Annotated in this window: 6 protein-coding genes; all 6 read right to left on the reverse strand. The window is 65.2% G+C overall.

Annotated features, from left to right (window positions below; genetic code table 11):
* Positions 1 to 152 precede the first annotated feature (152 nt).
* Positions 153 to 3,413 carry a pilus assembly protein gene (locus RHOFW104R8_RS04095; protein ID WP_235605132.1) on the reverse strand — a complete coding sequence of 1,087 codons (3,261 nt, stop codon included), beginning with the start codon at positions 3,411 to 3,413 and terminating at the stop codon, positions 153 to 155.
* Positions 3,414 to 3,494: 81 nt separating this feature from the next.
* Positions 3,495 to 4,052 carry a PilX N-terminal domain-containing pilus assembly protein gene (locus RHOFW104R8_RS04100; RefSeq protein WP_068095260.1) on the reverse strand — a complete coding sequence of 186 codons (558 nt, stop codon included), beginning with the start codon at positions 4,050 to 4,052 and terminating at the stop codon, positions 3,495 to 3,497.
* The gene (locus RHOFW104R8_RS04105) at positions 4,052 to 5,158 is read right to left on the reverse strand and encodes a PilW family protein (protein ID WP_255373814.1); all 1,107 of its coding nucleotides are present in this window, start codon (positions 5,156 to 5,158) and stop codon (positions 4,052 to 4,054) included. The genes RHOFW104R8_RS04100 and RHOFW104R8_RS04105 overlap by 1 nt, the downstream gene beginning before the upstream one ends.
* Positions 5,155 to 5,727 (reverse strand): type IV pilus modification protein PilV, encoded by a 573-nt coding sequence (gene pilV / locus RHOFW104R8_RS04110; protein ID WP_068095255.1) that lies wholly within the window; start codon positions 5,725 to 5,727, stop codon positions 5,155 to 5,157. The genes RHOFW104R8_RS04105 and pilV overlap by 4 nt, the downstream gene beginning before the upstream one ends.
* Positions 5,724 to 6,197, reverse strand: a complete 474-nt coding sequence (locus tag RHOFW104R8_RS04115) for a GspH/FimT family pseudopilin (protein WP_068095253.1) — start codon at positions 6,195 to 6,197, stop codon at positions 5,724 to 5,726. Before RHOFW104R8_RS04115 ends, pilV begins: the two co-directional genes overlap by 4 nt.
* Before the next feature lie 3 nt (positions 6,198 to 6,200).
* Positions 6,201 to 6,692, reverse strand: a complete 492-nt coding sequence (locus RHOFW104R8_RS04120) for a type IV pilin protein (protein ID WP_068095251.1) — start codon at positions 6,690 to 6,692, stop codon at positions 6,201 to 6,203.
* Between the last annotated feature and the right edge of the window lie 86 nt (positions 6,693 to 6,778).

The raw sequence follows: 6,778 nt of genomic DNA on the forward strand, positions 1-6,778 counted from the left end.
GACGCGATTCGTGGCTTCGGTCGACGCAGCGGGTGGCGTTCAAGACTGGGCCGCGCAAATGCGGGTCGCAGGTGCAATGCCCATCGCGGATGATCCGCTTCGCCGCCGGCCATGAGGCAGGCGCGGCATGGTTGCCGCGCATGCCGCGCTGCCTATTTCTGGCCTTCGGTGAACCAGTAGGTACGCTTGCGCTTGCCGGTGTTGGGCGGGGTGACTCTCTGAGAACCCAGCGCCGAGGAGTTGTTGCCACCGCCTGGTCCGGTCTGGTTACCGCCGCCGATGAGTACCGGGGTATACACGTTGGGGGTGTCGGGATTGACCGCGACGAGGCCGAAAACCGGCGAGGGCGGCAGGCCGCCGCCGTCGAAGACGATGTAGCCGTTGCTGTTCAAGCCTGCGCCGGTCAGGAAGTTGATCGCGTAGCCGCGTGCAATGCCCAGGTTCGGGTAGCACATGTTGGGGTTCAGGCTGGGATCGGCCGGCGTATTGGTACCGAAATAGGTATACCCCGCCACGGTCAAGGGTGCGTTCACCGCCTTCTCGCCGGCATGGGTCAGGGTGACATAGAAGCCCGACGTGGTACTGGTGGAGGAATAGGGCGTCGTCGTTCCGGCGGCGGCACCGGTTTCGTCGGTGAGCATGGATTCGGTGATCGTGGTCCAGCCGTTGGCCACACTGGCGCCGGTGTTGGTGTCCTTCATCATGTAGAAACGGTTGACCACGTTGGACGATGCATTCGACACCAGCGGGTGCTCGCGGTCGCCGCTGGCGGCCACCACCGCGTCGAAAGTCGTGGACGGGGTGACATCGGGCGGATAGAAGAACTTGCGGGCGCTGGTGCCGGTGCCGCCGAAGCTGGCGATCTGGGTCACCGTCCAGCTCGATGGCGGATTCGAGTTGGTGGGGCCGTAGCCGTTCGGCTCAAGATCGACGCGCCAGATATTGCCGCCCAGGTCGCCGGTGTAGAGGCGGTCGGTGTAGCCATCGCCGTTGCGGTCGAGCAGGGTGATGTCGGACGGGATCGCGTAGGTCATTTTCGGAACCGTGGCCGTGCAGCCGGACGGGCAGGCGGTCCACACCGTGCTGCCGTTGATGGCATCCAGCACCACGATCGCGCGGCCCATGGTGTCGGCGGCGCCTACCGGGTCGGTATCCTCGGCGGGGTCGTAGCCGCCGCCCATGATGACCACCGGGATGGGATTGCCGCTGAGGTCCTTGTGGCCATTGACCAAGGCCAGCTTGGGCTGCGACCAGGTCTGGCCGAGTTCGGGGATGTTGGCATTGGTCTTGCTCCACAGGAAGACCGGCGGCTTGGTCGGATCGCTCACGTCGAACGCATAGATCAGCCGGCCGCCACGGCGAGCCGTGAGGTAGATGTAGGTCTTCGGGCTGCCGGCGACACGCAGATCCTGGTAGACCGTGGTGGTGCCGTCGAAGAAGTAGTCCTTGCCGCTGCCGGTGGTGGCGCCCAGCGTAAGTGCGGGGCTGTTGTTGCGCAGACGCTGGAACTTGCCGAAGAAGTCCGGGGCGATGAACGACCACAGCTCGCCGCCCGGACGCACGTAGCGTCCGCTGGCCATCTTGATGATGCCGGGGGCGGTGGCATCCTTGTTGCCGTTGACGGCACGGAAGAGGCCGTCGTTGGAGCCGTAGAACGCCACGATGCCGATGGAGCCGCCGTAGTTGACCACGGCGGGCCGCGAGTGCAGCACGTCGCCGTGGATGGACGGGCGCACGGTCACACCGCTGCCGGGTCCTGCCGGGCTCTCGGCGCCGGTAGTGCTGGTGCTGTTGTTGTCCGTGCCGCGGACCCAGTTGACCAGATTGTTGGCATCGGTCGACGTCGACCCGGTCGGCAGGGCGAATGCCGTGGGCGTCAGTGCGGTATTGCTGGTATCGAACGTGGGCAGCGTGCCGGTGGTGGGGCAGCCGCCCACGCTGTTGCAGGTGAAGATTTTGCGAATCGACTGATCGGTGAGGTAATCCGCACGCGCCATCTCGGCGACGCCGCCCTTGTCGACGATTTCGCCGTCGGGGGCGTCGAATGCTCCGCCGGCGCCGGTCGCGTGGTTGATCCAGAAGCCGTTGGCCGGCCAGCCAGTGACGGGGGTGCTGAGGAGACTGCCGGTGGTTGGGTCAATGGCAAACGGGCCGTCGCGCGGGGTGCCGGCCTGATGGTCCGCCGTCCAGAAACTGAGCGCGCTGGGCGAAATGAAGCCGGTGCCGGCATTGCTGATCGCTGGCTGGCCCAGCGAGTCGTTCAGCACCACGTTGCCGCTGGCGTCGTAGCCGATCTGGTACTGCTTGAGGTTGCCCGCCCAGCGCGGTGCGGCCGTGGCGTCGGGACGGAACATGCCGACGTATACCTGGTTCAGCGAGGTGCCCTGGGCGTTCACGCTGACCGGCAGGCTCACCGAGGCGAACACGCTGTTGGTTGCCTGCACTTCGGTCAGGATCGTGGTCAGCGCCTTGATCAGGCCGCTCACGTCGCCCGCACTGACGTAAAAATATTTGCCGCCGCCGTTCGCGGCCATGCTCTTGATCAGGTTGATGTGATTACTGCATTTGGCCTGGGTCGCCTCGCAGCCATCCGAAACGGCGATGGTGTAGGTGATGATGTTCTGGGGATTGTGCGGAGTCGAAGCGGGAATGCCGGAAAGATCGGACTGGTACATGAAGCGCGCCCATTCATCGCCCCAATTTTGTTGGTAGCCGGCAGGGTTCAACGGGATGATCGGCGGGGTAACTCCACCATTGGCGGCCATCAGTGCCTGCTGCGCGTTCGAAACCGAATTCGCCGTTTTAGGCGCATTGCTGCCGGTTACATTGGCGAGGTAGATGATGAAGTTCTTCTGGCAGACGTCCGTGATCGGTTTGCTGTATTTGGTTCCCGACAGGAAGGTAGCGGTGGTGCCGGTGAAGTAGGCCCACGCCTCCCCCATGGATTCGTCGAGATTGTTCGAATTGGTATAGACGGGAGCCGTACCGGGGCCGGTTCCGCCGCCGGGTGTCCCCGCGATTACGCTCTGGAAGGTGGCAGCGCCGGTGGTATCCAGCAGCGGTAGCGGGCCAGGTGGCGTCGGCGTCGGGCTCGGATAGAAGAACAACCCGCCATTGGCTGGATTGAACATCATCAGGCCCATGTTGACCTGGCCATTCAGTGGACTGCTGGGCGAGCCTAATGCCCCGACCATCTTGTAAAGCGCACATTGCTCGAAGTCATGCGCCTTGGGGTTGGAGGCTATCCAGGAAGGACAATTGCTACCGGGAGCGATTGTGGTGGCGGAATTGCCATTCGCTGCATTGTCCAGGATGAGCAGCACGTTCGGCTGACCACCCTTGATCGCCTTGCCGGCGTACAGGTCGATGTCCTCGCCGCTGGCGATGCCCGGCAGCGCCAGCGCGGCGGCCATCAGGACGAGGATGCGCAGCCGGCGATTCAGGATGGTGCGTGGGTGTGACATGGCGGCTACTCCGCGGGGACGGATGCGAGGTTAATAGGGGCAGGGCGTGCCGATCGGCACCTGTACAGCGGCACCCTGGTGCACGGTCACCGCGACGGCGGTGTTGTTCGGGTCGGTGACGGTGGACTGGATGTCCCATTGGGTCGCCGAGCACATCGAGGGAGCTGCCGGGGGCGGGGATACCGAGGAGGACGGGCCGGGCAGGATCAGGTTGCCGTTGGGGTTGTTCGGCACCTTGCAGACGTCGCCCACCGGCAGGGTCGCGTTGGGGATCACCTTGCTGTCGAGGCAGGCGGGAGGCGCGACCTGGGCGGTGAAGTCCGTGATGCCGTCGCCGTTGACGTCGACCGGCACGGGAGTGGTGGTGGTGATCGGCACCCGGATGAACGGCTGGCTCATCACCTGCTCGATGCCTTGCTGTGCCACGGTGCCGGCTTCCAGCCGGTACTGCTGGTTGGCGGCGACCCGGGTGTTGATCATGCTCGAGCTGACCATGGAAATGGCGAAGAGCATGAAGATGACCAGGAAGATCAGCGTCATCACCAGGGTGAAGCCGCGCTGCGAGGTGCGGGACGGAGAGGTCTTCATCATTGGTTCTCCCTCACGCCGCCGGTGTTCCAGACGCGTGCCACGGTGCCGTAGACGTGCCGCTTGTAGTGGTCGCCATATGCGGGGATCGGCGCGGCGCGACCCAGGTCGTAGGTGCGGGTGTCGGTCCAGCTGGCGGTGCTGTCGAGATTGCGCGAGAGCAGGTTGACGCGTACGGCGGTGACGTTGGCCCAGTTGGCGGTGGCTGACGCGGTCCATGCGTAAGCGGCGGCCGCCACCGCGGTGGCGCAGGCAGCCGGTGCGGCGCTGGTGTCGGACGGATTGTCGACGTAGCAGTCCGGCGAGCCGTTGTTGTCGACGTCGATGCCGTAGCTGTAGTGCACGTCTTCGATGCCGGTGACCAGCGAGGAGACCTGGATGGCGCCGTTCACGAATTCGGCCATCTTCAGCGTCGGCGTGGTGTCGGCGCCGGTGCCGCTGCACACATCGCAGGTGGCCACGTAGTAGCTGCGCATGACGTATTTGCGCAGCTCGGCGGAGGTGCTGGTGCTGCAGGTGCCGCCGGCGACGGCCGCCTTGTTGTGCAGCGTGAAGGCGCTGGGGCTGTTGCTGTAGACCAGCGGTACGCTGTCGGTCTCGCAGCCGGAACGCTGCAGGTAGTAATTGTTGCCGTCAGCCGGGGTGGCGCTGCCGGAGACGTAGCTGACGGTGAGGACTTCCGCGCCCGTCCGCATGTTGGGAAGCTTGGTAGCCAGGCATGCGGGGACGGTGGCGGCCAGCGATGGCCCGTAGACCGGGAGCGGAACGGTGAGTGGGCTGGTGCTGAAACCCATCGAGGCGGGCGCCGTGGCGCAGGGGTCCGACAGGGCGTAGCTGGAGGTGGCAAGCGGCAAGCTGGCGCGCCCGTAGAAACCGGCCATCTCGATGTCGCGCCTGATCGACTGCAGGGCGAAGCGGCCGTTCTCGACCTGCTCGGAGGTCTTGTTGAATTCCGTGCGCGCCTTGCTGGTGGAGACGTACAGCGAGCTGAGGCCGGCCAGCAGCGCCAGACCGATGGCGACGGCGACCATCAGCTCGATCAGGGACATGCCCGCCTGCTGGCGGGCATGCGACATGGGCTGGCCGTGGGCGCGAGGAGTCATCATGTCGTCGTGAGGTTGGCGATCTGGATTTGGACGCTGATCACGCGCCGCAGGTTGTTGTTGCCGAGCGTTCCACTCCCGCACAGCAACTTTGGCGTGGCCGTGGGCGTCAGGCCCTGCCAGGCAACGCTGACCTGGTAGACCTGATTGGTTGGGTCGATCTGGGTGATGCAGCCGACCGCGCCGATCATGGCGCCGACCTTGTTGCCGCCGGAGGTCTCGCGGGAACCTAGCAGGGCGTTTTGCCAGGCGGCGAGGTCGGAAGCGACGGTGGTGTTCTGTATGGCCGAACCCGAGGTGCAGGGAGTCGGGGCGCTGGTCGTGCTGTAACCGGTGGGGCCGGTGGGGTTGGTTATGCTGGCGCCCACCGAATAGCACGAGGCGACCTGCCGGTTGGCGTTGATACGCGAAACCATGTCCTGCACCAGGGTCAGTGCCTGCACCCGCTGGTACGACTCCATCTCGCTGCGCGTGGATTTCGCCATCAGGGTGACGGTGCCGAGCAGGGCGATGGCCGCGATGACCAGCGACACCAGCGCTTCGATCAACATCATGCCGGTCTGGTTTTTCATGGGCAGGTGACCTTGGTGGACTCGACGCGGCCGGTGGCGCCCACGGTGACGCTGAGGCAAAGCGGCTGCGAGCCGGTCTTGTTGATCGGCGCGATCGCGAACGTGGCTCCCGTGGTGGTCATCCGGCCGTTGCCGTCGAAGCTGAAGCTTGGATCGGACGGCGTGATGACGATGTTGCCGAGGGCCGACTGCTTGCGAATGGTCGCGGCGGGGGTGTTCTGGCTGACCACCCAGCCCTGGCTCCAGTCGGCCGCGTTGGTGGCCTTCACATCGACCTGGGCGTTGCGCTTGATCGCCTCGCTGCGCGCCAGCGCCACCGTGGAGACGATATCCATCGAGGCGTTCTTGACGCTTTGCGATTGCAGGAACGGCCGCATCGAGGGGATGGCGATCATCAGCAGCACGGCAAAGATGGCCAGGGTGACCAGCATCTCAACCAGCGTGAAGCCGTGGCTACGCGATGTGCGCATGGATCATTTCCAGCAGTTCGTGGCGCCGGTGCTCGCTACCTTGCTGCCGTCGCCGTTGAGGGTGAGCGTGGCGCAGCCCGTGTCGCGAACCTGGGTGCCCTTCGGTGTGGCGGTGATGGTGTAGCGCGGCGGCGTGCCGCCTGAAACGGAGGCTGCGGTGGCCACCATCGCAACGCTGTAGCTGGACGCTACCGTGTTCGGCACGGTATAGCCGAGCGTGCTCAGGCTGCCGGCGAACTGCCGGGAATCGACCATGTAGCGCTCCTGCGCGCTGGCGATTTCCTGCATCACGCTCTCCGCCGCCGAGCGGTTGGAGCGCAGGGTGTAGTTGAAGTAGCTGGGCACGGCGATGGCGGCGAGGATGGCGATGACCGCTACCGTGATCATCAGCTCGATCAGGGTGAAGCCGCGTGCACGCGCGACGGGTTGAGCCTGGCGCAAGTACGTGCGCGGCGGTGGCGTGAACCGTCGACCGGTGTGGATCGAAGCTGGCATATTCCCCCCTAGCAGGCTGTTGAGAAGCACCGTCCTGCGTCAGACTTCATAGCCATGATCTATGGATGGTCGGCTTTGCGGCAGCC

The sequence above is a fragment of the Rhodanobacter sp. FW104-R8 genome (assembly GCF_001617365.1).
GTDB lineage: Bacteria > Pseudomonadota > Gammaproteobacteria > Xanthomonadales > Rhodanobacteraceae > Rhodanobacter.